General features: G+C 60.6%; 21 protein-coding genes. All 21 read left to right on the forward strand.

The window, feature by feature from the left end:
• Window positions 1-45: 45 nt before the first annotated feature.
• The 21 genes from tagQ to ACCC96_RS09725 all read left to right on the forward strand — a co-directional run bounded on the left by tagQ (window position 46) and on the right by ACCC96_RS09725 (window position 26,410).
• A complete protein-coding gene (gene tagQ, locus ACCC96_RS09625; protein ID WP_413695678.1) occupies window positions 46-975 on the forward strand; it encodes a type VI secretion system-associated lipoprotein TagQ in 930 nt (309 codons plus the stop codon).
• An 846-nt stretch (window positions 976-1,821) separates the two neighbouring features.
• Window positions 1,822-3,378, forward strand: a complete 1,557-nt coding sequence (gene tssA, locus ACCC96_RS09630; RefSeq protein WP_019650068.1) for a type VI secretion system protein TssA — start codon at window positions 1,822-1,824, stop codon at window positions 3,376-3,378.
• Between the two features lie 32 nt (window positions 3,379-3,410).
• Window positions 3,411-3,914 carry a type VI secretion system contractile sheath small subunit gene (tssB, locus tag ACCC96_RS09635; RefSeq protein ID WP_019650069.1) on the forward strand — a complete coding sequence of 168 codons (504 nt, stop codon included), beginning with the start codon at window positions 3,411-3,413 and terminating at the stop codon, window positions 3,912-3,914.
• A 28-nt stretch (window positions 3,915-3,942) separates the two neighbouring features.
• A complete protein-coding gene (tssC, locus tag ACCC96_RS09640) occupies window positions 3,943-5,418 on the forward strand; it encodes a type VI secretion system contractile sheath large subunit (RefSeq protein ID WP_019580436.1) in 1,476 nt (491 codons plus the stop codon).
• 12 nt (window positions 5,419-5,430) lie between these two features.
• Window positions 5,431-5,838, forward strand: coding sequence for a type VI secretion system baseplate subunit TssE (gene tssE, locus ACCC96_RS09645; RefSeq protein ID WP_018927433.1), 408 nt, complete (start codon window positions 5,431-5,433; stop codon window positions 5,836-5,838).
• A gap of 10 nt (window positions 5,839-5,848) precedes the next feature.
• Entirely contained in the window at window positions 5,849-6,361 is a 513-nt protein-coding gene (locus ACCC96_RS09650; protein ID WP_413695679.1) for a PAAR domain-containing protein, read from the forward strand.
• Window positions 6,358-7,164: a hypothetical protein gene (locus ACCC96_RS09655; RefSeq protein WP_413695680.1), complete on the forward strand. Its 807-nt coding sequence runs from the start codon at window positions 6,358-6,360 to the stop codon at window positions 7,162-7,164. The genes ACCC96_RS09650 and ACCC96_RS09655 overlap by 4 nt, the downstream gene beginning before the upstream one ends.
• Before the next feature lie 286 nt (window positions 7,165-7,450).
• Window positions 7,451-7,651: a hypothetical protein gene (locus ACCC96_RS09660; protein WP_413695681.1), complete on the forward strand. Its 201-nt coding sequence runs from the start codon at window positions 7,451-7,453 to the stop codon at window positions 7,649-7,651.
• Between the two features lie 63 nt (window positions 7,652-7,714).
• Entirely contained in the window at window positions 7,715-9,502 is a 1,788-nt protein-coding gene (tssF, locus tag ACCC96_RS09665; protein WP_007934543.1) for a type VI secretion system baseplate subunit TssF, read from the forward strand.
• Entirely contained in the window at window positions 9,466-10,473 is a 1,008-nt protein-coding gene (gene tssG, locus ACCC96_RS09670) for a type VI secretion system baseplate subunit TssG (RefSeq protein ID WP_019580441.1), read from the forward strand. The genes tssF and tssG overlap by 37 nt, the downstream gene beginning before the upstream one ends.
• A gap of 13 nt (window positions 10,474-10,486) precedes the next feature.
• Entirely contained in the window at window positions 10,487-13,135 is a 2,649-nt protein-coding gene (gene tssH / locus ACCC96_RS09675) for a type VI secretion system ATPase TssH (RefSeq protein ID WP_413695682.1), read from the forward strand.
• A 10-nt stretch (window positions 13,136-13,145) separates the two neighbouring features.
• Window positions 13,146-14,663 carry a sigma-54 interaction domain-containing protein gene (locus ACCC96_RS09680; RefSeq protein WP_258671654.1) on the forward strand — a complete coding sequence of 506 codons (1,518 nt, stop codon included), beginning with the start codon at window positions 13,146-13,148 and terminating at the stop codon, window positions 14,661-14,663.
• A gap of 306 nt (window positions 14,664-14,969) precedes the next feature.
• Entirely contained in the window at window positions 14,970-15,110 is a 141-nt protein-coding gene (locus ACCC96_RS09685; RefSeq protein WP_007894589.1) for a hypothetical protein, read from the forward strand.
• 17 nt (window positions 15,111-15,127) lie between these two features.
• Complete coding sequence (tagH, locus tag ACCC96_RS09690) at window positions 15,128-16,324, forward strand: type VI secretion system-associated FHA domain protein TagH (RefSeq protein WP_019650076.1); 1,197 nt, start codon at window positions 15,128-15,130, stop codon at window positions 16,322-16,324.
• Window positions 16,325-16,329: 5 nt separating this feature from the next.
• Complete coding sequence (gene tssJ, locus ACCC96_RS09695) at window positions 16,330-16,830, forward strand: type VI secretion system lipoprotein TssJ (protein ID WP_018927445.1); 501 nt, start codon at window positions 16,330-16,332, stop codon at window positions 16,828-16,830.
• A gap of 2 nt (window positions 16,831-16,832) precedes the next feature.
• Window positions 16,833-18,164, forward strand: a complete 1,332-nt coding sequence (tssK, locus tag ACCC96_RS09700) for a type VI secretion system baseplate subunit TssK (protein ID WP_018927446.1) — start codon at window positions 16,833-16,835, stop codon at window positions 18,162-18,164.
• A gap of 5 nt (window positions 18,165-18,169) precedes the next feature.
• A complete protein-coding gene (gene icmH / locus ACCC96_RS09705) occupies window positions 18,170-19,045 on the forward strand; it encodes a type IVB secretion system protein IcmH/DotU (protein WP_018927447.1) in 876 nt (291 codons plus the stop codon).
• Between the two features lie 13 nt (window positions 19,046-19,058).
• Window positions 19,059-22,598: a type VI secretion system membrane subunit TssM gene (gene tssM / locus ACCC96_RS09710; protein ID WP_413695683.1), complete on the forward strand. Its 3,540-nt coding sequence runs from the start codon at window positions 19,059-19,061 to the stop codon at window positions 22,596-22,598.
• A complete protein-coding gene (locus ACCC96_RS09715; RefSeq protein WP_413695684.1) occupies window positions 22,598-23,326 on the forward strand; it encodes a PP2C family protein-serine/threonine phosphatase in 729 nt (242 codons plus the stop codon). The genes tssM and ACCC96_RS09715 overlap by 1 nt, the downstream gene beginning before the upstream one ends.
• Window positions 23,323-24,339, forward strand: a complete 1,017-nt coding sequence (locus ACCC96_RS09720) for a serine/threonine-protein kinase (RefSeq protein ID WP_413695685.1) — start codon at window positions 23,323-23,325, stop codon at window positions 24,337-24,339. The genes ACCC96_RS09715 and ACCC96_RS09720 overlap by 4 nt, the downstream gene beginning before the upstream one ends.
• 28 nt (window positions 24,340-24,367) lie before the next feature.
• Entirely contained in the window at window positions 24,368-26,410 is a 2,043-nt protein-coding gene (locus ACCC96_RS09725; protein WP_413695686.1) for a type VI secretion system tip protein VgrG, read from the forward strand.
• Window positions 26,411-26,461 lie beyond the last annotated feature (51 nt).

A 26,461-nucleotide genomic window follows, 5' to 3' on the forward strand; every position in this document is an offset into this window, starting at 1 on the left:
CGATGGGCCGTGCTGAGCTGGTCAAACTTAAACGAGAACACAACTATGCTTTCCTCCCGTAAAGCTTTTGCTTCGGTTTCCAAGCGTCATCTGCTGCTGATTGCCGTCGGCTTCAGCACCGTACTGACCGGTTGCGCTACGTCGCCGACGTCCAAGGTCGCCTCGAGCACCAAGGTCGAGTACTACCCGAACTGCTACGAGCCGGTGCAGCACCTGCGCGCCACCGATTCGAACATGACCAAGTCGGTGGTTACCGGTGCGGCGGTTGGCGCTGTCGGCGGTGCACTGTTGGGCGCCCTGACCGATTCCGAGAACCGTGGCCGCAACGCCGCCATCGGTGCAGCAGGCGGTGCCCTGGCGGGCGGCGCGGTCGGTTACTACAACGAGCGTCAGAAGCAGATCGCCGATGACAACCAGCGCATCGCGTCCTACGCCTCCGACGTCAACAAAAGCGCCGCCGACATCGACCGCAGCACCGCGTACGCCAAGGCTTCTCAACAGTGCTACCAGAGCGCGTTCACCAAACTGGTCGCCGACCGCAAGGCCAAGACCGTCAACGACACCGAGGGCCGCAAGCGCCTGGCAGAAATCGTCGCCGGCCTCAAAGAGTCCAACGACCTGATCGTCGCGGTGAACGGTAAAGCCAGCGAAGACCTGAACAACTACACCCAGGCCTACGAAAAAGACCTGCAGCAAGTAGGCGTGCAGCGCACTGACGTGGTCACCGTGGCGACCGCCGACACCACACCGGTCGTGACCCCGACCAAGAGCAAGAAAGCGGTGAAACCGGCGAAAAAACCGGTGCTGCCAACCGTGCCGAAAGAAGCGGTCACCACCGAGAAAACCCTGCAAACCGCACAAGCCAAACAGGCGGAAAGCAAGCAAGTCGCCAGCGCAGGCACCACTCAGGTCAACAGCATGTGCAAGAACCCGGACCTGGGCGACTGGGCACCGGTACCTTGCCCGAATGTTTGATTGAGTTTTCTGTAGGGCTTTGATCATTCCCGCGCGCTGCGTGGGAATGATCTGTACTGGCTACGCTTGGGCGCTATGCGCCGCCATCTCCTGCACTGGCAAATGATCCAGCGCTCGCTTCACCGGCAACTGCGGATTATCCGCCATTCTGCTCAACGCCAATTTACATCCCTGCCAGCTTCCATAGGGGATGCCGAGTTGGAACAGGCGCAAACTACCCGGCACGCTTACAAGCGAACAAAAGAATGATGTCGGACGCCTCCAGAAAGTACGTAAGACTTTTCCGCGTTTCAGAATGTTGCGTCAGCAATGCGCGAAGGGCTTTCGATACTTTTGTAAGAAATTTGAGGCGAACAGAATATGTATTTGGAGAGAAGTGGATCAAATACAAGGCGCCATCATTTTGACGGAACCTTGTATTGCTTATTGTCCGTCACTGCTATGTCCATAGATGACTGTAACTTTTCGGAAACCTCCTACATTTTTCATTTTTTAATTTTGTCATGCTGCGTTCCGCTTCAGAACGTGAATGTTCAGCGATTGTCACCGGGTTTGATAAACCGCTCTGGTCCAATGGTTTCGGGGGCAATGCGTCGAGATGGGAGGGTTAAAGTCAACGTCAGGGAATCCCCTGTCACATATAGGGCTTTCTCCTACATGCAATAGAGAAGCCGCCGTTTTATTGTTTAATTGGATGCTTGCTAATGGCCATCATTGTGATTAGGATGCGCGCACTTGAAAGGGTGCGAACTCAATTGGATGAGGCTCATCGCAGCTCTTTGATACTGTCCGGCGCCATTGCAACTGCAATGGCCGCATGACCGTTATCCTAATTAAAGGCCATGGATGTCCTACTCAAGCAAACTTTCCGCTCATTACCTTGAACTCGCAAAAGCCTCTGTTTCCCAAGAGAGTTTCGCGGGCGAGGATGTTCGCTTTTCGAGCGAATACGAGGCATTGGAAAGCGAACTGGCCAAAGCCCAGTCCATGCACGAAAGTGGTCAGATCGACTGGCTGAAAATCCGTGAAAACAGCGAAAACCTGCTGCGCACTCAATCCAAGGATTTGCGTGTCGGCGCTTGGCTGACCTGGGCGCTGTACCAGCGCGAATCCTTCCAGGGGCTGCTGGCCGGCCTCGGTTTGCTGCACCATCTCTGTGAAAACCATTGGGCCGAAGTTCACCCGAACAAGGCCCGCACCCGCTCCGCCGCCATCAGCTGGTTGGTGCCGCGTCTTGAACAGGTGCTGAACGAAAACGTTGCGATCAAAGAGCAGCTGCCGCTGTTCCGCCGGCTGGTCGAGCATCTGGAAGGCCTCGATGCCGCGTGCACCGAGCACTTGGGCGATGACGCGCCGTTGCTGCTGCCGATCTCCCGCCGCTTGAAAAACATGGTTCAGCGCGCCGCCGATAACCAGCCGGAGCCCGGTGTGGTGGGCGCCGCAGTGGCCCAGGTCAAGCAGGCTGCGACCCAGCTGTTCACCCCCGGCGCGCCGATCGACAATGAGAAAGAAGCCCATAAGGCCCTGCGCGCCCAGCAGGAAAGCGCCCGTCCGTTGTGCGCCTGGTGGCTCAAGCAGAAAGCCACCGACCTGCGCGCCCTGCGCCTCAATCGTACGCTGCTGTGGCTGCCCATCGACGCGGTGCCCGAGCGCAATGCCGAGCAGATCACCGTCCTGCGTGGCGTGCCGGCAGACAAACTCAAGGCCTATCAGGACCGCTTCGACCAAGGGAAATACGCTGATCTGCTGGTAGAGCTGGAGGCGAGCCTGGCGAAGGCGCCGTTCTGGTTCGATGGCCAGCGAATGGTCTGGGAATGCCTTCAGGGGCTGAACGCCGAGATGGCCATGCGCGAAGTGGAAATCCACTTCGCGCTTTTGGTTCAGCGCCTGCCCGGCATTATCGAATTGCGTTTCCACGACGGCGCGCCGTTCGCCGACCCGGCCACCCGCGCCTGGATCAGCGCCCACGTCATGCCGCACCTGCAAAGCGCCAGTGCGCCGCGCAAGGTCGAAGTCGCCGATACCCAGCCGGCCTGGGAACTGGCCCTGGAAGAAGTCATGCCGATTCTGCGCAAGGACGGCCTCAAGGCCGCCGTGCAGATTCTCAAGCAGGGCCTGCAAAGCGCCCACGGCGGGCGGGTTCGGTTCTTCTGGCAGTTCGCCCTCGCGCGGCTGTGCTTCATGGCCAAGAAATACGAACTGGCCAAGACCCAACTCGAAACCCTCGACCAAACATTACAGGACTCAGGCCTGCACGCCTGGGAGCCCGATCTTGCGCTGGAAGTGCTGCACCTGCTGCATAGCTGCTGCGAGTTGTTACCGCAGAACCATGCAGTGCGTGAACGCAAGGAAGAGATTTATCGCAGGCTGTGCCACCTCGATCTCGAAGTGGTACTCGAATAGGCCCCAGGGCCACAACCGCAAGGAGAAAAGCCATGGCCAAAGAAGGCTCGGTAGCCCCCAAGGAACGCATCAACGTCACCTTCAAACCCGCCACCGGCGGTGCTCAGGAAGAGATTGAACTGCCGCTGAAACTACTGGCAATCGGTGACTACACCCACCGCAAGGACGAACGCAAAGTCGAAGATCGCAAGCCGATCAGCATCGACAAGATGACCTTCGACGAAGTGCTGGCCAAGCAAGAACTGAGCCTGACCCTGAGCGTGCCGAACCGTCTGCAGGAAGATGGCGAAGCCGACGAACTGGCCGTGCAACTGCGCGTCAACTCGATGAAAGACTTCAACCCGGCATCCTTGGTCGAGCAAGTGCCCGAGCTGAAAAAACTGATGGAGCTGCGCGACGCGCTGGTGGCCCTCAAAGGCCCGCTGGGTAACGCGCCTGCGTTCCGCAAAGCCATCGAAGGCGTGCTCGCCGACGACGAATCCCGCGGTCGCGTACTCGGTGAGCTGGGCCTGAACGCCGCAGCCCAGGACGCCTGAGCCCCCATCAGCCAAGGAAGCCAACACAATGAGCACTAGCGCAGCACAGCAAAAGAGCAACGAGAACGGCGAATACAGCATTCTCGACAGCATCATCGCCGAAACCCGCCTGACCCCGGATGACGAAGCCTACGACATCGCCAAACGCGGTGTGTCGGCGTTCATCGAAGAGCTGCTCAAGCCGCAGAACAACGGCGAGCCGGTCAAGAAGGCCATGGTCGACCGCATGATCGCCGAGATCGATGCCAAGCTCAGCCGCCAGATGGACGAAATCCTGCACCACCCGGACTTCCAGTCCCTGGAGTCGTCGTGGCGTGGCCTGCAGTTGCTGGTCGACCGCACCAACTTCCGCGAAAACATCAAGATCGAAATCCTCAACGTCTCCAAGGACGACCTGCTGGATGACTTCGAAGATTCGCCGGAAGTGATGCAGTCGGGCCTGTACAAGCACATCTACACCGCTGAATACGGCCAGTTCGGTGGTCAGCCAGTTGGCGCGATCATCGCCAACTACTACATGTCCCCAAGCTCGCCGGACGTGAAACTGATGCAGTACGTGTCCAGCGTAGCCTGCATGTCCCACGCGCCGTTCATTGCTGCCGCCGGCCCGAAATTCTTCGGCCTGGAAAGCTTTACCGGTCTGCCGGACCTGAAAGATCTGAAAGATCACTTCGAAGGCCCGCAATTCGCCAAATGGCAGAGCTTCCGTCAGTCGGAAGACTCCCGTTACGTTGGCCTGACCGTGCCGCGTTTCTTGCTGCGTAACCCGTACGATCCGGAAGAAAACCCGGTCAAGTCGTTCGTGTACAAAGAAACCGTCGCCAACAGCCACGAGCACTACCTGTGGGGCAACACCGCCTACGCGTTCGGCACCAAGCTGACCGACAGCTTCGCCAAATTCCGCTGGTGCCCGAACATCATCGGCCCACAGAGCGGTGGCGCGGTTGAAGACCTGCCGTTGCACCACTTCGAAAGCATGGGCGAAATCGAAACCAAGATTCCTACCGAAGTATTGGTTAGCGACCGTCGTGAATACGAACTGGCCGAGGAAGGTTTCATCTCCCTGACCATGCGCAAAGGCTCCGACAACGCGGCGTTCTTCTCCGCAAGCTCGGTGCAGAAGCCGAAGTTCTTCGGCATCAGCGCTGAAGGCAAGGCGGCAGAGCTGAACTACAAGCTCGGCACCCAACTGCCGTACATGATGATCGTCAACCGCCTGGCTCACTACTTGAAAGTGCTGCAGCGCGAGCAACTCGGTTCGTGGAAAGAACGTACCGACCTCGAGCTGGAACTCAACAAGTGGATCCGCCAGTACGTGGCCGACCAGGAAAACCCGAGCGCCGAAGTCCGTGGCCGTCGTCCACTGCGCGCAGCCCAGATCATCGTCAGCGATGTTGAAGGCGAGCCGGGCTGGTACCGCGTCAGCCTGAACGTGCGCCCGCACTTCAAGTACATGGGTGCCGATTTCACCCTGTCGCTGGTTGGCAAGCTGGACAAAGAGTAAGCGGAGCGACTCATGACTGGATACGGCAGCCTTTTCGAACGCCTGGGTGGCGACGCGGACAAACGCGTCGGCTGGAGCCGCGAGGTTTCCGCCATGGCGTCGGTGGCTGCCCATCTGGCCAAGATGCTCAGCACCCGTGCGGGCAGCGTGCAAACGCTGTCCGATTACGGGCTACCCGATCTCAATGACATGCGCCTGAGCCTGCACGACTCCCTGAGTCAGGCCCGCCGGGCCATCGAAAGCTTCATCGAAGCCTACGAACCGCGCCTGAGCAACGTGCGTGTCATCTCCCTGCCGCGTGACAACGATCAGCTTCGCCTGTCCTTCAGCATCGAAGGCCTGCTGGAAGTTGATGGTTTCAAGCGCCAGGTCAGTTTCGCCGCGCGCCTGGATGGCAGCGGTCAAGTAAAGGTCAATTAAGGAGACTCCGATGTCCGGCAAACCCGCAGCACGCGTATCCGACCCCACCGCTTGCCCGCTCCCCGGCCACGGCACCAACCCGATCGCCGCCGGCTCCGGCGACGTGTTCTTCGACGGCCTCGCGGCCGCCCGCCAAGGCGATGCCTCGGCGTGTGGTGGTGCGATGGTTGGCGACCTTGCAACGACTGTTTTGATTAACGGTAAACCGGCGGCGACCGTGGGCTCCGTTGGTGCTCATGGCAATAAAGTTACGGCCGGGTCCGGGACAGTGATTATCGGGAATTCGCATACACCGGTACCGTTTATTCCGCCGGTTCCATTGATGCTGTTTTCCCGTTGTCAGCATGTTGTGATGGAAGATCAGGATGGAAATCCACTTCAGGATATTCCTTATCAGATTACAACCGCCAAAGGCGAAGTTATCTCCGGGCAAAGTGATGCAATGGGCAGAACCCAGTTGGTAGGGGGGAAAGAAGGTGAAACTTTTGACTTTCACGCCGCAATTGATGGAGCGTCGGTATGAGTGCCGAAATTTTGTCTACCTTAATGGCGCGGTCAATTGCGTTAACTCCAAAGTCAGATCCCGTCGGGAAAAAAGTTACCTATAAAGTATTCTGGAAAACGACTGCTTTCTGGACGGATGCAGATATTGCTGCTTATCACGACGAAGCACCATTGATTGCGGAAAAACTGATCAATGAAAAATATTGGGATAAAAACGGCGCTGTAAAAAATAATAAGTTTACGTGTGAAGACTTTGCTCTGAGGGTTTTATGCGAATTTGCGTCTAAGCGTGGATTGCCGGTAAAGCTGAAAACGGGTGTTAGAACTTACCGGAATATGGAGAATTACACCGCAGCGCAGCATGATCGTTACGCTTCCAATATGTACGGCTTTAGCGAAATGGTCATGTTGACCTATGGTGCTCCGGATATGCAGGAAGTGGGTGAAAATACTCTGGCTGTGGATGCAGTAGAAAGCCTGATGCCCGGGGACATCCTTGCGCAGGCTCTCGATCGTCCTGGAGATGTTGCGCACCATATCCAAGTCGTAGTCGGGATTAATACTTCCAGAATTGACATCAGGCAGGGTAATACTAGTGGTTGGAGTACCCGCCCTAATACAACATTTCAGAGATTGATTGGCTCTAACATGGCTGATCCGCAGAATGATGGATATGCGGGTATGTCGATTGAAAAAGGATTTTATGAGAAGTCGGTTGTTGGGTGGAATTATAAAAACCTGGCTAAAGGCTCTACGGATGAGGACTTTTTGAAAAATTTCCAACTGTATCGTTGGAATTTCATGGGGTTTAATAAAAAATGAGTTTTGACGTCTATTTGGCAGTGTTGGCTGATAGTGATTTGTTTGGCACTTTGGCGATTTTTTGTTTTTTTGCGGCGATTGGTAACTTGTTTGTCAGGGTTAGAAACTCAAAGTGGCACCGGGTTTTGACTTTTTTGTGTCTGGTGTCCATTACATTGCTCGAAGTGGTAGGCAGTTATTATGCCAACTTACCGCCTGCGTGAATGCAGCCTTTTTTCTGTAGTCGTTTTGGGGCTGAAACCACTGCTGCTCTACAACGGAAGTTTTACTCAAGAGGATGTAAGGGATGAGCGGTTATCTGGCCGTATTAGCTGACAGTGACCTATTCGGTACGTTGGCCATTTTATCGCTGATTCTAGCCATGACTGGGCTACGCAATAAAAGCCGTAACTCGAAGCTTCATAGGTCGCTGACGTTCATTGTCTTGATGGCGATACCGGTGATGCACGGCATTGGCACCTATTTCCTGAATTTGCCCCCCGCATAAATATGACCACTGAGCAAAAACACGTATCTAGCTCACCCAAATTCAAAACCAGGCAGTCCACCCATGTCCTTTAACCACTACTACCAAAGCGAACTCACCGCACTTCGCCAGTTAGGTCGTCGTTTCGCCGAGCGTAGCCCGGCGTTGGCGCCTTTCCTTGGTCAGGCCGGGCGAGATCCGGATGTGGAGCGGTTGCTGGAGGGCTTTGCTTTTCTGACCGGGCGCCTGCGCCAGAAGCTCGACGACGAGTTGCCGGAGCTGAGCCATTCGCTGATGCAACTGCTGTGGCCGAACTACATGCGGCCGCTGCCGGCATTCAGTATTTTGCAGTTCGATCCGTTGAAGCGTTCCGGGCCGGCGTTGAGGGTCGAGCGTGATACGCCGGTCGAGAGTGTGCCGGTCGATGATGTGCGTTGCCGTTTCCGTACGTGCTATCCGACCGAGGTGTTGCCGCTGGATCTGGCCGCGCTGAATTACTCGGTGAAGGGTGACGGTTCGCTGTTGAGCCTGCGCCTGGAGATGAGCGCGGATGGTCACCTCGGCGAGTTGGAGCTGAGTCGTCTGCGCCTGCACTTTGCCGGTGAGCGTTACATCAGCCAGATGCTTTACCTGAGCCTGTTGCGCAACCTCGAAGGCATTGAGCTGATCCCGCTGGACGGCGCCGGCAAGCCCATCAACGGCGTAAGCGGTCAACCGATGGCGTTCAAGATGCCCGGCGACCGTGTGCAGCCGGTGGGTTTTGCCGAAGAGGAAGCGTTGATCCCGTATCCGCTGAACACCTTCCGCGGCTATCGCTACCTGCAGGAGTATTTCGCTTTCCAGGACAAATTCCTGTTCGTTGATATCAACGGTCTGGACCTGCTCAAGGCATTGCCGGAAGACACCCTCAAGCAAATGCGCGGCCTTGAATTGCGCTTCGATATTCGCAAGAGCGGCATCATGCGGATGCGTCCGACCCTGGACAACGTGAAGCTCTATTGCACGCCGATCGTCAACCTGTTCGAGCACGATGCACTGCCGATTCGCCTCGACGGCAAACAGGACGAATACCTGCTGCTGCCGGCCGAATACGACCTGGAAAACTGCGGCGTGTTTTCGGTGGAAACCGTGACTGGCTGGAAGCCCGGCGGCCTCGGTTATCAAGAGTACGTGCCGTTCGAATCCTTCGAGCACGACCCGAGTTTCGACGTGCCCAACAGCCGTCCGCATTACAGCATCCGCCAGCGTTCGTCCTTGCTGCACGACGGCCTCGACACCTACCTGAGCTTCGGCATCCGCCACACCGAAGCCCATGAAACCCTGTCGATCGAGCTGATGTGCACCAACCAGAACCTGCCGCGCAAGCTCAAGCTCGGCGACATCTGCATGGCCTGTGAAGAGACGCCGGAATTTTTGAGCTTCCGCAACATCACCCCGGCCACGTCGAGTTTCGCGCCGCCGCTGAACCGCGACTTCCTCTGGAAGCTGATCAGCAACATGTCGCTCAACTATCTGTCGCTGGCCGACGTCAACGCGTTGAAGGTGATTCTCGAAACCTACGACCTGCCGCGCTACTACGACCAACACGCGGAAAAAGTCAGCAAACGCCTGCTGGGCGGGCTCAAGTCGATCAAGCACCAGCATGTCGACAGATTGCACCGAGGGTTGCCGGTTCGCGGGCTGCGCACCGAGCTGACCATCGACCCGGAAGGGTATATCGGCGAGGGCGACCTGTTCGTGTTCGCTTCGGTTCTTAACGAGTTTTTCGCGCTTTACGCCAGTCTCAATTCGTACCACGAGCTGCGGGTAAAAAGCACACAGGGAGAGGTGTACCAATGGACACCACGTATGGGCCTGCAGCCCCTGCTTTAAGCGGGCTGACCCGGGTAATACGCGAGTACTCGCTGTTTCAGGCCGTGCTGCTGGTGATTGACCGGCTGCGCGATGCACACCCGCACCTGAGCGAAGACGACCTGTACGACCAGCTGGAATTCCAGGCCAACCCGAGCCTGGGTTTCCCTGGCAGCGACGTCGATCGCGTGGAGTTTTTCGAAGAACACGGGATGAGGCGCGCGCGTCTGCGCTTCAACCTGATCGGCCTGGTCGGCTCCGGTTCGCCGTTGCCTGCGTTTTATGGCGAACAAGCGCTCGGTGACAGCGAAGACGGCAACCCGACTCGCAATTTCCTCGACCTGTTCCACCATCGCCTGCAACGGCTGATGCTGCCGATCTGGCAAAAGTATCGCTACCGCGCGAGTTTCCAGAGCGGCGCGCTCGACCCGTTTTCGGCGCAGCTGTTTGCCCTGATCGGCCTCGGCGGCGAAGAGATCCGCAAGGCCCAGGAACTGAACTGGAAACGCCTGCTGCCGTACCTCGGCCTGCTCAGCTTGCGGGCGCACTCGGCGGCGTTGATCGAAGCGGTGCTGCGCTACTACTTCAAGCACGCCGAGTTGACCATCGAGCAGTGCATCGAGCGCCGCGTCGAAATCCTCGACGAGCAGCGCAATCGCCTCGGTCGCGGCAACAGCATGCTCGGCGAAGACCTGGTGCTGGGCGAGCACGTGCGCGACCGCAGCGGCAAGTTCCGCATTCACATCCGCGAGCTTGACTGGCAACGCTTCCACGAATTCCTGCCGATCGGTTTCGGCTACCAGCCGCTGTGCGCGCTGGTGCGGTTCACCCTGCGTGACCCGCTCGATTACGACATTCGCCTGGTGCTGCGCCAGGAAGAAATCCGCGAACTTCGCATCGGTGAGCAGAACGCCTGTCGCCTGGGGTGGACCAGTTGGCTGGGCCGCGAAAAAGCGGACGGCGTGGTGACCCTGGGCAGCAAAATTCATTAAGGACAGATGACACATGATCAACGTAGACCTGCAACAACTTATCCAGGCGCTGGACGCCGAAACCCGTCGTGACCTGGAAAGTTCTGCCGAACGCTGCGTCGCCCGTGGCGGCAGCAAGATCCTCGTCGAAGACTTGCTGCTGGGCCTGCTGGAGCGTCCGCAAGGCCTGCTCGCACGGGCGTTGCAGGACGCCGAGGTGGACGCCGGTGAACTGAGCGCCGCGCTGCAATCGCGGGTCGAGCACAGCGCCTCGCGCAACCCGGTGTTCGCCCCGGAACTGGTGCAGTGGCTGCAAGACGCGTTGCTGGTGGCCAACCTCGAACTGGGCCAGAGCCAGGTCGAGCAGGCCGCGTTGATCCTCGCATTGCTGCGCAACCCGATGCGCTATGCCGGCAGCCGATATCAGTCGTTGCTGGCCAAGCTGAACATCGAGCGCCTGAAAGAATTCGCCCTGTCGCAGAAAGAACAACCGGCCACCGGCAAACCCGCCGTGCCCGGCGAATCACTGCTGGAGCGCTTCACCCACAACCTGACCCAGCAGGCTCGCGACGGCAAACTCGACCCGGTGCTGTGCCGCGATGGCGCGATCCGTCAGATGGTCGACATCCTCGCTCGTCGCCGCAAGAACAACCCGATTGTGGTGGGTGAAGCGGGCGTCGGTAAAACCGCCATCGTCGAAGGCCTGGCCTCGCGCATCGCGGCCGGTGAAGTGCCGCAAGTGTTGAAAGGCGTTGAGCTGCTGTCGCTGGACATGGGCCTGTTGCAGGCGGGCGCCAGCGTCAAGGGCGAGTTCGAACGTCGCCTCAAAGGCGTGATCGACGAAGTCAAAGCCTCGCCAAAGCCAATCATCCTGTTCATCGACGAAGCCCACACCCTGATCGGCGCGGGCGGCAACGCCGGCGGTTCCGACGCGGCCAACCTGTTGAAGCCGGCCCTGGCCCGTGGCGAGTTGCGCACCATCGCCGCCACCACCTGGGCGGAGTACAAAAAATACTTCGAGAAAGACCCGGCCCTGGCCCGTCGTTTCCAACCGGTGCAACTGCACGAACCGACTGTCAGCGAAGCGGTGACCATCCTGCGTGGCCTGGCTCAGGTCTACGAGAAGAGCCACGGCATCTACCTGCGCGATGACGCGGTGGTTGCTGCGGCCGAATTGTCCGCCCGTTACCTCGCGGGTCGTCAGCTGCCGGACAAGGCCGTCGACGTGCTCGACACCGCCTGCGCTCGGGTGCGCATCAGCCTCGCCGCCGCCCCGGAAAGCCTGGAGCGCCTGCGTGGCGAACTGGCCGAAGGTGGCCGTCAGCGTCAGGCCCTGCGTCGTGACGCCGAAGCCGGTTTGCTGATCGATCACGAAGCGCTGGACGCTCTGGAAAATCGCCTGGCCGATGCCGAAGACGAAAAGGTCGCCCTCGAAACGCTGTGGACCGAGCAGAAAGAACTGGCCGAGCGCCTGCTGGACCTGCGTCAGCAACTGGCCAAGGCTCGCGAAGCCGCTGCTGTCGAACCGACCATCACGGTCGAGGAAGACGCCGAAGGCACCGTGATCGAAACGTTGCCGGTGGACGAAGCGCAAAGCGTTGAAACCCTGGAAACCGCGCTCAACGAAACTCACAAAGCGCTGACCGAGCTTCAGGTCAAAGAACGCCTGGTGAGCTTCGAAGTCTGCCCGCGTCTGGTCGCCGAAGTGATCAGCGCCTGGACCGGTGTGCCATTGGCGCAACTGGCTCGCGAACACAACGCCAAGGTCGCAAGCTTCGCCACCGACCTGCGCACCCGTATTCGTGGTCAGGAACAAGCGGTGCATGCGCTGGACCGTTCGATGCGCGCCACTGCCGCTGGCCTGAACAAGCCTGATGCCCCGGTCGGCGTATTCCTGCTGGTCGGCCCGAGCGGCGTCGGCAAGACCGAAACCGCGCTGGCCCTCGCTGATTTGTTGTACGGCGGTGATCGTTTCATCACCACCATCAACATGTCCGAGTTCCAGGAGAAGCACACCGTGTCGCGTCTGATCGGTGCGCCGCCGGGCTACGTCGGTTACGGCGAGGGCGGCATGCTCACCGAAGCCGTGCGACAGAAACCGTACTCGGTGGTGCTGCTCGATGAAGTCGAAAAAGCCGACCCGGACGTGCTCAACCTGTTCTACCAAATCTTCGACAAAGGCGTGGCCAACGACGGGGAAGGGCGCGAGATCGATTTCCGCAACACGCTGATCCTGATGACCTCGAACCTGGGCAGCGACCGTATCAGCGAACTCTGCGAAGACGGCGCGCGGCCGACCGCCGAAGTCCTCGAAGAAACCATTCGCCCGGTGCTCAGCAAACACTTCAAGCCGGCGTTGCTGGCGCGCATGCGCGTGGTGCCTTACTACCCGGTAGGCGGCCCGGTGCTGCGCGAGCTGATCGAAATCAAACTCGGTCGTCTGGGCGAGCGCCTGAACCGCCGTCAGCTGGATTTCACTTACTCCCAGGACCTCGTCGATCACCTGGCCGAACGCTGCACTCAAAGCGACAGCGGCGCACGCCTGATCGACCACTTGCTCGACCTGCATGTGCTGCCGCTGGTGGCCGACCGTTTGCTCGATGCGATGGCCACCGGTGAAAGCCTCAAGCGCGTGCATGCGACGCTCGACGGCAATGCCAGCGTGACGTGCGAGTTCGCCTGAGGTGGGTGTGATGTTCACTCAAGTGCCGCAACCGCTGGTCTATGCCGAAGCCTTGCTGGCGCAGTTCGCCAGCCTGTCGCGGGCGGCGGACAGCGCTGTGCTGCTGGGTGACTTCGTGCGCGGCCTGGCCGAGCTCAGCGGTTGCGAGCTGACGCAGTTGTACCTGCTGGATGCGACCCACACTTGCCTGGGGATGAACGCCGAGTGCCTGAACGGCGTTCTGCAACCCCGGGAAGGGGCGAGCCTGCCGGCGGATTACAACGGTGAACAACTGCTGCAATTCGCCCTGTGCCAGAACCGCGTGGTGTGCCTCAGCGAGCTGAGCGGCAGCCTGCACGAAACCAGTTTCCTGCCACCCCAGGCCACGCCCTGGCAGTCGCTGCTGTGCGTGCCGCTGGTCAATCAGCAGAAGGCTGTCGAAGGTTTGCTGCTGTGCGCCAGTCGCCGCCAGATCGACCTGCAAGGGTTTGCCGATTCCCTCGGTCAACTGGGCTCGTTCGTGCTCGGTCAGTTGCACTTGCTGCAACGTTTGCGTCAGCCGACCGGTGATACACGCCCGGCGCTACTCAACGTCCCGAGCGCCAGCGGTTATGGCCTGATCGGCAAGAGCGTGGCGATGCGCCAGACCTACTCGTTGATCAGCAAAGTCCTGCACAGCCCCTACACCGTGCTGCTGCGCGGTGAGACCGGCACCGGCAAGGAAGTGGTCGCGCGGGCGATTCACGATTGCGGCCCGCGCCGGTCCCAGGCGTTCATCGTGCAGAACTGCGCAGCGTTCCCCGAGAACCTGCTGGAAAGCGAGCTGTTCGGCTACCGCAAGGGCGCCTTCACCGGTGCCGATCGCGACCGTGCGGGACTGTTCGACGCGGCCAACGGCGGCACCTTGTTGCTCGATGAAATCGGCGACATGCCGCTGTCCCTGCAAGCCAAGTTACTGCGGGTATTGCAGGAGGGCGAGATCCGCCCGTTGGGTTCCAACGACACCCACAAGATCGACGTGCGGATCATCGCCGCAACGCACCGCGATTTGTCGGTGCTGGTCAGCGAAGGCAAGTTCCGCGAGGACTTGTACTACCGCCTCGCGCAATTCCCGATCGAACTGCCGGCCCTGCGTCAACGCGAAGGCGACATCCTCGACCTGGCGCGGCACTTCGCCGACAAGGCTTGCGCGTTTCTGCAGCGCGATGCGGTGCGTTGGTCCGACGCGGCGCTGGATCACCTGTCCGGTTATGCCTTCCCCGGCAACGTTCGCGAACTCAAGGGCTTGGTCGAGCGCGCAGTACTGCTGTGCGAGGGCGGCGAGTTGCTGGCCGAGCATTTTTCCCTGCGCATGGAAGCCATGCCGGAAGACAGCAGCCTGAACCTGCGCGAACGCCTGGAGCAGGTCGAACGCAGTCTGCTGCTCGACTGCTTGCGCAAAAACGACGGCAACCAGACCCTCGCCGCCCGCGAACTCGGGCTGCCACGGCGCACGCTGCTGTACCGCCTCGGGCGGCTGAACATCAATTTGGGTGACTTCGATGGCTGATCTCGATTTCTGCCACCCGATCACCTTGGTTGGAATGCCAACTGTGGCCAGTGAATTCCCTGTGGCGAGGGAGCTTGCTCCCGCTGGGCGGCGAAGCAGCCCCAAAACCATGCGCCGCGGTGCTTCAGTCAGACCGCATCTGCTGATTTACGACTGCTGCGCAGCCGAGCGGGAGCAAGCTCCCTCGCCACAGAGGCCGGCTTCAAGGCCTCAGGCCAGAGCGCTCGGCCTCACCTCATTCGCTTCTGATAGCGCCACCCGAAAGGGTCGGCGCTTTGTGCTTTGTCTACCCCTGGAGACCCTCTGATGCCTGTTCGTCACTGGCAAGCCGTCCTGCTGACCCTCGTCGTTCTATGCGGCCTCGGCGGCTGTAGCGGCAATTACAAATACAACGACAACACCTATCGCCCATTGGGTGATCCGCAGGCGGTCAATCGCGGCAAGTGACCGCAAGGAGCATCATCATGGAACTGGTTTTCGAAATGCTGAACACCAAGCAGTTCGTGCCTACGGATTTGTGCCAGAAGACCTTCAAACAGGCCGGTGGCGTGATCGGCCGGGGCGAGGACTGCGACTGGATCATCCCCGACCGCAAGCGTCACCTGTCCAACCACCACGCGGTGATCAGCTACCGCGAGGGCACGTTTTTCCTGACCGATACCAGCAGCAACGGTATCCAGGACAGCGAAAGCGGCGCACGCCTGCGCAAGGGCGAGCCGATGCGCATCGAACACGGCAGCGTGTATGTGCTGGGTGACTTCGAGATTCGCGCGCGACTGGTGCGCGACCCGGCGACGTTCGACGTCGAAGTCGGCCGTCCGCAGGCCGCGGGCAGCATCATCCCGGACGATGCGTTCCTCGACCTCGATCCGCTCAATGCTCTTGACCAGCAAGAGCGCGTGTACTCGGAAATCGAGGAGCTGATTTCCCCGAGCACGGTGATCGAGGACACCCGTCAGCGCGCCGACTACGCGCGCATCGACATGGAAAGCCTGATGGTGCCGGAGCTGATCGCCGCCCCGGCAGAGCCAGCGCCAGCCCCGCAGCCAAAAGCGGTTGAGCGTCAGAGCGAAGGTTTCTGGGAGCACTTCGGTGCGGCGTTGGGCGTGGACCTCAAAGGCCTCGACCACGACGCCCGCGAAGCCCTGGCCCTGAACGCCGCACGCCTGCTCAAGCAGAGCGTCGGCGGTTTGCAGCAGAGCCTGCGCACCCGCAGCGAGCTGAAAAACGAACTGCGCCTGGCCCAGACCACCGTGCAAGGCAGCCAAAAGAACCCGTTGAAATTCGCCGTCGATGCCGGTGAAGCGTTGGGCATTCTGTTGCAGGGCAACAAGCCGGGCCAATTGCCGGCCGAGCAAGCGATCTCCCGTGCGTTCCGCGATTTGCAGGCGCATCAGGTGGCCTTGCTGACCGCCAGCCGCGCCGCCGTTCGCGGCACTCTTGAGCACTTCTCGCCACAACAGCTGACCCTGCGTTTCGAGCGAGACAACAAGCCATTGCTCGCCACCTCCGGCAGTCGCTGGAGAGCTTATGGGCGTTATCACCAGGCCCTGCGTCAGGACGATGACTGGAGCGAGCGCCTGCTGGCCCGCGACTTCGCCCAGGCCTACGAAGAACAGATCCGCCTGATTTCCACCCTACACACCGACCACCAAGGATGATGTGCATGTCTCGCTGTTCCACCGCTTTTTTCAAGATGCTGACTGCGTTCGCTGCTTTGGTGCTGCTGGCCGGTTGCTCGTCGCTGTCGCCGTATTCCACCGTGACCAAGCTCAACCTGAAGCTGACCGCCAGCGATCAATTGAACCCGGACCTCAACGGTCGTCCATCGCCGATCGTCGTGCGCCTGTTCGAGCTCAAGCACCCGGTGGCCTTCGAGAATGCTGATTTCTTCAGCCTCTACGAACGCGCCAAGGAATCCCTGGCCCCGGACCTGGTGGCCAGCGAAGAACTGGAACTGCGCCCAGGCGAAACCGTCGAGCTCAAGCTCAGCGTGGAAGAGGGCAGCCGTTACGTTGGCGTGCTCGCCGCCTACCGCGACCTGCCGGAAACCAAGTGGCGCTACACCGTGCAAATCACTCCGGTGCAAGTCACCGCGGCTGACCTGACCCTCGATCAGGCCGGCATCCGCAACACCCATGAAACGCTCGCCAAGGCGGATGACTGAACATGAATGCCCATAAAGTCATTTGGCAGGAAGGCATGCTGTTGCGTCCGCAGCACTTCCAGCACAACGATCGTTACTACGACCACCAGATGAAGACCCGCACCCAGTTGCTGGGTAGCTACACCTGGGGCTTCCTCAACCTGGAAATCGACTTGCAGTTCCTCAACATGGGCAAACTGGTGATCAGCCAGGCCTCGGGGATTCTGCCGGATGGCAGCCTGTTCGAACTGGGCGGCAACACCGAGCCGCTGGCCCTGGACGTGCCGCCGAACACCGGCAATACGCCGATCTACCTGGCGCTGCCGCTGGTGACCGGCAACCACATCGAAGCCCGCCGCCCGGAGCAATCCGACGTGCTGGCGCGCTACACCGCGTACGAAGCGGAAGTCGCCGACTCCAATGCCGGCGACGACTCCGCCAGCCAGGTCAGTTGCGCCCGTCCGGACTTCAAGCTATTGCTCGGCGAGCAGCAGAGCGACCAGGCCTACGTGAAACTGAAGATCTGCGAAGTGCTCGACACCACGCCTGACGGCGTGATCAGCCTCGACCCGGATTTCGTGCCGACCTACATTCAGGCGCACTCGTCCAGCTACCTGCTGTCATGCCTTAAAGAAGTGATCAGCATGCTCGGCCACCGGGGCGACACCATCGCCGACCGGATCCGCTCCAACGGCAAGGTCGGTGGCGCGGAAGTCGGCGACTTCATGATGCTGCAACTGATCAACCGCACTGAACTGTTGCTGCGCCATTACCTCGGCCTGGAACAGGTTCACCCGGAAGAGTTGTACCGCACGCTGCTGACCATGCTCGGCGATCTGGCGACGTTTTCCAGCGACAGCAAACGCCCGCGTCTGGACAGCCGTTACCAGCACAGCGACCAGGGCGCGAGCTTCCGCAAACTGATGGAAGCGATTCGTCAGGTGCTGTCGATGGTGCTCGAACAGCACGCCATCGAACTGGTGCTGCAAGCGCGTCAGTACGGGATCATCGTGTCGCCGTTGCACGACCACAAACTGCTGGGCTCGGCTTCGTTCGTGCTCGCGGCCAGTGCCAACTGCGACTCCGAAGAACTGCGCCATCGCCTGCCGGCGCACCTCAAGGTCGGCCCGGTGGAGCGTATCCGCCAACTGGTCAACCTGCACCTGCCGGGTATCAAGGTCAAACCGCTGCCGGTGGCCCCACGGCAGATCGCGTTCCACTCCAACAAAACCTATTTCATCCTCGAACTCAGTTCCGAAGACCTGGCGCAACTCGAGCGCTCCGGCGGCTTCGCGTTCCACGTGTCCGGCGAATTCGCCGAGCTTGAACTGAAATTCTGGGCCATCAGGAACTGACCGACATGATCAAGGACATGGAACACACCCAGGACGACAAAACCGTCCTGCTCGACCGCCAGGGCCACGGCCCGGCCTCGAGTCCGCTGACTGACTTCGCGGCACCACCGCGTTTTGAACAGTTGGAAGAACGGATGATCTATGCCGCGCGCCTGCGCCCGGCCGAAGCGTTCAACATCAGCCTCAATTCGCTGGTGGCGGCGGCGTCCGAACTGCTGTCGGAAGTGGTGCGGCTCAAGCACAGCGACACCCGCGAAGACCTGTACGCGCTCAACGAACGGCTGACCGCCGGGCTGAAACTGTTTGAAGTGCGGGCGCTGCACAATGGCGCCGAAAGCAGCCAGGTGATGGCCGCCCGTTATGTGCTCTGCACCGTGGTCGACGAAGCTGTCGTCACCACGCCGTGGGGCAACGAAAGCGAGTGGTCGCAGATGAGCCTGCTCAGCAGCTTCCACAACGAAACCTTCGGTGGCGAGAAGTTCTTCCAACTGCTGGATCGCCTGTCGAAAAACCCGGTCAAGCACCTGCCGATGCTGGAGCTGATGTACCTGTGCCTGTCCCTCGGCTTCGAAGGCAAGTACCGCGTGCAAGCCCGCGGCATGCTCGAGCTCGAAGGCATCCGCGACGCCCTGTATCGGCAGATTCGCCAACTGCGCGGCGACGTGCCTCGCGAGTTGTCGCCGCATTGGGAAGGCTTGAACGATCAGCGTCGCAGCCTGGTGCGCATCGTGCCGGCGTGGATGGTGGTGCTGTTCACCGTGGTGTGCCTGGTGGTGATGTATTCGGGCTTTGCCTGGGTGCTGGGCGAACAACGCGAAACCGTTCTGCAACCTTATCAGCAGCTTGATCCGGCCACGGCTCAGCCGCAGTCGAAGCCGTAAACAGGGACGTGTGATGAAAAAGTTTTTCAAGAAAGTCGGCGCATTCCTGCGCCAGACCTGGGTATGGACCCTGTTGCTGGTGCTGTTCGTTGCGCTGCTGGTGTGGTTCGTCGGGCCGCTGCTGGCGGTCAATGACTACAAATTCTGGGAAGGTTCGACCTCCCGTTTGCTGACCATCAGTGTGCTGTTCCTGATCTGGGGCCTGACCATGGTCTTCGTCAGCTGGCGCGCCGGTGTGCGCAAAAAGGCTGTGGAAGCCACCGAAGACGGCCAGGACCGCATTCGCCGTGAAGAGCTGATCGACGAAGAAGAGAAAGAGTTGAAGGTGCGTTTCAAGGACGCCCTGAAAACCCTGAAGACGTCGAGCCTGTATCGCGGCCGCAGTGAACGCTGGCGCAGTGATTTGCCGTGGTACTTGCTGATCGGCCCGCAGGGCAGCGGCAAGACCAGCCTGCTGGACTTCTCGGGCCTTGAGTTTCCGATCAACAAGATCGACCGCAAACTCACCCGCGACACCCTCGGCACGCGGCATTGCGACTGGTACTTCGCCGACCACGGCGTGCTGATTGACACCGCCGGGCGTTACCTGACCCAGCCGGATGCCGAAGTCGATGGCAGTGCCTGGAGCACCTTGCTCGACCTGCTGCGCAAGCGTCGCCGCAACCGTCCGTTGAACGGCGTGCTGGTGACCATTCCGGTGGAAACCCTGCTGGGCGGCAGCGAGCAGGACCTCGAAACCCTGGCCCGCCAGGTGCGTGCGCGCCTGCAAGACGTGCATCAGAAACTGCACGTCGATGTGCCGATTTATCTGGTGTTGAGCAAGGCCGATCGCCTGCTCGGTTTCGACGAGTTCTTCGATCAACTGACCCGCGAAGAAAGCGATCAGGTCCTCGGTACCAGCTTCCGCAAAGAGCAGAGCGGCACCGATGTGGCCGTGCTGCGCGCCGAGTTCGAAGAGCTGCTGCGTCGCCTCAACAGCCAAGTGATCATGCGCATGCACCAGGAGCGCGACACCCAGCGCCGTGGCCGCATCCTCGACTTCCCGCATCAACTGGGGCAGATCGGCGAGCGCCTGTGCCTGTTCGTCGACCTGGCGTTCACCGGCAACCGCTACCAGCGTGTCAGCCAGTTGCGCGGTTTCTACCTGACCAGCGCACCGCACCTGACTCAACAGATGGACCAGACCACCGCCAGTATCGGCGCCAACCTGGGCATGAGCGCCGGCATGCTGCCAACCCTGCGCAGCGGCCGTTCGCGGTTCATTCACCATTTGCTCAGCCGGGTGATCTTCCCCGAGGCCGACCTGGCCGGTCTGGACAAGCGCGAACGCAGCCGCATCCATTGGGGTCAACGTGCTCTGTACGTCGGCGCACTGGCGGCATTGGCGCTGTTCGGCATGCTCTGGGCGGGCGGCTTCTCGGCCAACTATGAGCGTCTGGAAAACCTGCGTTCCCTGGCACAAAACTGGAACCAGCAACGCTCGGCCCTGACGGCGCGCGATGATTCCATGGCGGTGCTCAAGACCCTCGACACCAGCTACGCGGCGACACAAGTCTTCCCGAACAAAGGCGACGTGTCGTACCACGAGCGCGGCGGCCTGTACCAGGGCGAAGATGCCAATCCGGTGGTCAAGAGCGCCTACGAGCGTGAACTCGAAGCGCAATTGCTGCCACGGGTTGCGACGCTGCTCGAAGGGCAGATCCGCGCCAACATGAAAGACCGCGAACGCCTGCTCAACAGCCTGCGCGCGTACCTGATGCTGAACATGAAAGATCGCCGCGATGCGGCATGGCTCAAGGATTGGGTCGCCACTGACTGGTCCCTGCGCTACGCCGGCAACACTGCGGTGCAGAACGGTTTGAACACCCACTTCGAGCGTTTGCTCAAGCAGCCGTTTATCTACCCGCTCAACGAACAACTGGTGGCGCAGGCGCGTCAGGTACTGCGCAGCGAGTCGCTGGCCAACGTGGTTTACCGGATGCTGCGCGAGCAGGCTCGCAACCTGCCGGAGTACCGCCTGAGCCAACACATCGGCCCGCAGGGTTCGTTGTTTGTCGGCACCGATTACGTGATTCCGGGGTTCTACACCCAGCAAGGCTATCAGCAGTACTTCTCGGTCCAGGGTGCCGCGCTGGTTACCGATATCCTGCGTGACAACTGGGTGCTGGGCGAAGGCTCGGGCATCAGCGGCATGGACTTGCGTCGCCTGATGGTCGAACTGGAGCAACTGTACTTCCGCGACTACGCCAACTTCTGGAGCGAGGCGGTCGGCCAGGTGGCACTGCCCGCGATCAGCGATTTCAGTGAGGGTGCCGAGCAACTGGCGGGCCTGACGTCGGCCAATTCTCCGGTACTGCAACTGCTGGTGGAAGTGCGCGAGAACACCCGGTTCCCGGCGGAAGCCGAACCGGTTGATGAAGCCGCCGATGCCGCCGCGAAACTGGGCGAGCAGAAGGGCAAGCTCGGCAAGTTGGGCAAACTGGCGTCGGTCGCAGCGGATGCGGCGTCTGACATGGCCGCGACCAAAAACCTGCCAGACACCGCGAAGAAATCCCTGCAACGTCGCTTCGAACCGCTGCACCGCTTGCTGGATGACAACAACGGCCCGGCCGCTGATTTGACTCCGGCCCTGCAAGCACTCAACGACCTGCAAATGCAAATGGCAAGCCTGGCCCGCGCCAGTTCGCCAGAGCAGGCCGCGTTCGAAATGGCCAAGACCCGCATGAGCGGCCAGCGTGATGCGCTGAGCAACCTGCGCAATGCGTCGAACCGTCTGCCGCGCCCTGTCAGCGTGTGGTTCAACGTGCTGGCCGAAGACACCTGGCGTCTGGTGCTCAACGATTCCTACCAGTACCTGAACCAGCGTTATCAGAGCGAGCTGTACAGCTTCTACGGCAAGGCGATCAACAAGCGTTACCCGTTCAGTGCCCACAGCACCAGCGACGTTGCGATCAGCGACTTCCGCGAGTTCTTCAAGGCCCAGGGCATCGCCGATCGGTTCTTTGATACCTACATGCGTCCATTCGTCAGTGGCGATCCAGGCAACTACCGCCTGCGCAGCATTGACGGTCACAGCATGCCGATCTCCAAGGTCTACCTCGACCAGATGGCCGCGGCACAAGTGATTCGCCAGAGCTTCTTCGCCATCAACCCGGCTGAGCCGCAAGTGCAGTTCAAACTGGAGCCGTACACCCTCGACCCGGCGGTCAGCCGTTCCGAGTTCAAGTTTGGCGACAAGACCATCGAATACCGCCACGGCCCGATCGTGCCGGTGTCGTTCAAATGGCCGACCGATGCCGAAGACGGTCGCACCAGCCTGGTCCTCGACAAAATGGCTGGCCGCCCGATCGGCATCGAGAAGAACACCGGCCCATGGTCGCTGTTCCGTCTGTTCGACTTGATGCAGACCGAGTACCTGAGCGGTCGCGACGTGCTGGTGCTCAAGGCAGACGTGGGTGGCCTGCGCGCCAACTACTTGCTGTCGAGCCAGCGCACGCCGAACCCGTTCGATATGGGCGTGCTGCGCACCTTCCGTATGCCGGTGCAGCTCTGATGCTGGTTGCCAGCCCCTGGCGCAGCGCTGCGCGTACCGATCCGGGCAAGGTTCGGGCGCGCAACGAAGATGCTTTTCTCGACTGTCCACAGCAGGGGATGTGGGTGGTCGCGGACGGCATGGGCGGTCATCAGGGTGGCGACATCGCCAGCCAGTTGATCGTCGCCAGCCTGGCGGAATTGCCGGTGCAGGACGACTTCGACGAACGACTCAAAGGCATTCGCCAGTGCCTGCACTGGCTCAATCGCCGCTTGGGTCAGGAGTTGACCGTCACCGCCGGGCGTCACGACAGCATCATGGGCAGCACCGTGGTGGCGCTGCTGGTGGAGGACAATCGCGCGGCCTGTATCTGGGCCGGCGACAGCCGTTGCTACCTGTGGCGCGGCCAGCGTTTGTATCAGCTGTCCAAGGACCATTCGCTGCAACAGCAACTGATCGACGAGCAACAAATGAGCATCGAAGACGCTCGTGCGCATCCTGCCGCTCACGCCTTGACCCGTGCGGTTGGAGCAGCCGAGCAGCTGACCCTGGACGTGCTCGAGCTCGAGGTCTATCCCGGCGATGCGTTTCTGTTGTGCAGCGACGGTTTGTATCAAGGGCTGACCAGCGATGCCCTGGGCAACGCGCTGAGCCTGACCGCGCCGCACGTTGCGCTGGAGCGTCTGTTCGACGGCGCTCTGCGTGGCTCCGCCCGGGACAATCTGACTGCCGTGGTGATCCGCCAATGACTGAACTCATGCCACCGATCGACGACCTGCTGGTGACCGAGGAAGACGCCAATAACCTGACTTACTTCGCTTTCGCCACGCCGCTAAACGGAAAGCCGCATCAGGCCGAACCTGCGCTGGCGCCGACCCGGGCCAGCATCAGTGAACTGCCCGACGTGCTGGCGGGACGTTACCGCATCGAGCGCCTGCTCGGTGCCGGTGGCATGGGCGCGGTCTACCGTGCACGGGATCTGCTGCGCGAACAGTTTGGCGATCCCGACCCTTACATTGCGCTGAAAATCCTCAGCGAAGAATTTGCCGAATCGCCGGACGCCAGTGCCTTGCTCTACAGCGAGTTCACCCTGACCCGACGACTGCGCCACGACAACGTGCTGCGTTTGCACACCTTTGAAGTGGACACCGACTGCCAGCGTGCCTTCATCACCATGGAACTCATGCGTGGGCTGACCCTGGACAAATTACTCTGCGAGCGGCCCCTGGGCCTGCCGTGGTTCGAGCTGCGCGACATCGCGCTGCCGCTGCTCGATGCGCTGGCTTACACCCACGCGCGCGGCGTGCTGCACGGTGACATGAAACCGAGCAACGTGATGCTCAGTGAAGAAGGCCTGCGCCTGTTCGACTTCGGCCTCGGCCAGACAGAAGAGGGCATCTTGCCCGGCCTGCCGCACCTGAGCCGCAGCCGCTTCAACGCCTGGACCCCCGGCTACGCCGCCCCCGAACTGCTTGAAGGCCAGCCACTCTCGGCCAGCGCGGACGTGTACGGCGTGGCCTGCGTGCTCTACGAATTGGCGGGCGGCAAACACCCGTTCCGCCGCTTGCCGTCGACCGAGGCCCGCGACGGCTACCTCGACCGCGAGCTGCACGCACCTCGAAATCTACCCAAACACTGCTGGCCAGCCCTGCGAACAGCGCTGGCTTTCGATGCGGCAGATCGAACGATCACTGCCGCGCAACTGCGTGACGCTATGGGCGCCACTTCGTCTTTGCTGCAACGCCTTCGACTGCGGGCGTAACGGATGACTACCGAACAGGGAGCAAGCAATGTTCAACTCAGCTAACGAAACGCACTTCAGCCTCACAGTCGAAGACTATGCCGGCGACCTGCAAGTGTTGTCGTTCACCGGCACCGAAGGCATCAGCCAGCCGTATCGCTTCGACCTGGAACTGGTCAGCGAAAACCCGGATCTGGACCTGGAAAAGCTCCTGCACAAACAGGCGTTCCTCGCATTCGACCCGAAAGGCAGCGGCATTCACGGCCAGATCTACCGCGTCGCCCAAGGTGATGCCGGCAAGCGCCTGACCCGCTACAAAATCTCCCTGGTGCCGCACCTGCAATACCTGCATCACCGCACCAACCAGCGCATCTACCAGCAGATGTCGGCGCCGAAAATCATCGCGCTGATCCTCGAAGAACACGGCATCAAGGGCAACGCCTACCGCTTCCAGCTGAGCACCCCGTGCCCGGACCGCGACTACTGCGTGCAGTACGACGAAACCGACCTGCACTTCATCCAGCGCCTGTGCGAAGAAGAAGGCATTCACTACCACTTCCAGCACAGCGAAAAAGCCCACCTGCTGGTGTTCGGCGACGACCAGACCGTGTTCCCCAAACTCGGCCAGCCCACCGCCTACGTCCAAGGCAGCGGCATGGTCGCCGACGAACCGGTGATCAAAGGCTTCAAACTGCGCCTGGAAACCCGCACCGGCCGTGTCACCCGTCGCGACTACGACTTCGAAAAGCCCAACCTGCGACTTGAAGCGGCGTACAAACCCGACGGCGAAAGCACCGAACCGGACCTTGAAGACTACGACTACCCCGGCCGCTTCCTCGACCGCGCCCGCGGCAAATTCCTCAGCCAACGCGCCCTCGAACGCCACCGCGCCGACTACCAGCAAGCCGAAGGCCATGGCGACCAGACCACCCTCGTCAGCGGCCACTTCCTGGAAATGTCCGACCACCCGCGCACCGAGTGGAACGACCTCTGGCTACTCACCGAAGTCGTCCACGAAGGCAAACAGCCGCAAGTGCTCGAAGAAGCGGTGACCAGCGACACCACCGACAACAAAGACGACTTCCACCAGGGCTACCGCAACCGCTTCCTCGCCACCCCATGGGCCGTGTTCTACCGCCCAGCCCTGGAACACCCAAAGCCACGCGTCCTCGGCAGCCAGACCGCCATGGTCACTGGCCCCAAAGGCGAAGAAATCCACTGCGACCCATACGGCCGCATCAAAGTGCAATTCCACTGGGATCGCGAAGGCCTGGCCGACGACAAAACCAGCTGCTGGATGCGCGTCTCTTCGAGCTGGGCCGGCGACCGCTACGGCGCCATCGCCATCCCGCGTATCGGCATGGAAGTGCTCGTCACCTTCCTCGAAGGCGACCCCGACCAACCGCTGGTGACCGGTTGCCTGTACCACAAGGAAAACCAGGTTCCCTACGACCTGCCTGCGAACAAAACCCGCACCGTATTCAAAACCCTCAGCTCACCGGGGGGCGGCGGGTACAACGAACTGCGGATTGAAGACAAGAAAGGGGCGGAGCAGATCTTTATTCATGCCCAGCGGGATTGGGATGAAAACATCGAGCACGACCAGAAGATTCGCGTGGGGAATGAACGCCACGACACGGTGGTGAAGAACACCTACACCGAGCTGAAGGCCGAAGAACACCGCACCACGATTGCGGATCGCAAGACCGAAGCGCGGATGGATGACCACCTGACGGTGGGGCAGAACCAGCACATCAAGCTGGGGACTGCGCAGCTGACCAGTGCCGGGAAGGAGATACACCTCAAGGCTGGGGACAAGATTGTTATCGAGGCAGGGATGGAGCTCACGGTTAAGGCCGGGGGGAGTTTCATCAAGCTCGATGCGGGTGGGGTTACCGTGGTTGGGCCGGTGGTGAAGATTAATGCTGGCGGGTCGGCGGGGAGTGGGACCGGGATTGGGATTAAGCCGCCGGTGTTGCCGGGGGCGGCGGATAAGGATAAGGCGGGGAGTTTGATGGATCAGGCGTTGGGGAATGCGCCTGAAGAACAGGTCAAACGTAAACCCAAACGAATGCTCAATTTTTCTGGTTAATCGACATAGACGGCAATCCAAGCCACCAGGGATCAGGATTTAGGTAATTGG

Origin of the sequence: Pseudomonas sp. Pseusp11, from assembly GCF_047304405.1 — a bacterium.
Taxonomy (GTDB): domain Bacteria; phylum Pseudomonadota; class Gammaproteobacteria; order Pseudomonadales; family Pseudomonadaceae; genus Aquipseudomonas.